We start from the raw sequence: 575 nt of genomic DNA on the forward strand, positions 1-575 counted from the left end.
GATGTGTGCGCGAAAACCAATAGTTGGCCAGCAAGACTTCCTTGTTCTCGAAGCTTTTCAGCAGCACGGCTGGCAAACTCACTGACTGCTTGCAGCAGCGGCGGCAGCAACGAAATGGGCTCGCCAAACGAACGAGTGCATGCGATTTGCTTCCTCGGTAGCGGAGCGTCTTCGAGCTGAATGCACGGCGTGCCTTGAAGCTCGCGAACGGTGCGTTCAAGAACGACAGACCAGCGACGGCGCGCAGTGGCTGCATCCATGCGTGCCAAGTCCAGCACGTTGTGCACACCTGCTTCAACCAGTTGAGCGCCTATGCGATGCCCAACCCCCCAGACCTCGGTGACTGCCGTGGCGCGCAGGACATCATCGAGGTCCTGCGCGGGCAGCGCGGCCAAATTGCAAACCTGCGCCAGGTCGCTTGGATAGCTACCTGGCTTTCGCTCCGCTGTCTTCGCCACGTGATTGGCAAGCTTGGCAAGTGTCTTGGTCATGCCAATGCCAATGCCGCAGGGTATCCCTATCCATTGGAGGATGCGCGCGCGTATCGCGTGGGAGCGGGCCACTAGGTCCCCTGT

Annotated in this window: 1 pseudogene; it reads right to left on the reverse strand. The window is 60.2% G+C overall.

The features are described from left to right. Positions 1 to 491: pseudogene (locus K9U40_RS23285) on the reverse strand (hypothetical protein); the annotation flags it as partial. Positions 492 to 575: the final 84 nt, after the last annotated feature.

This window comes from Xanthobacter autotrophicus (genome assembly GCF_030015065.1).
In the GTDB taxonomy this organism is placed as follows: Bacteria; Pseudomonadota; Alphaproteobacteria; order Rhizobiales; family Xanthobacteraceae; genus Xanthobacter; species Xanthobacter autotrophicus_D.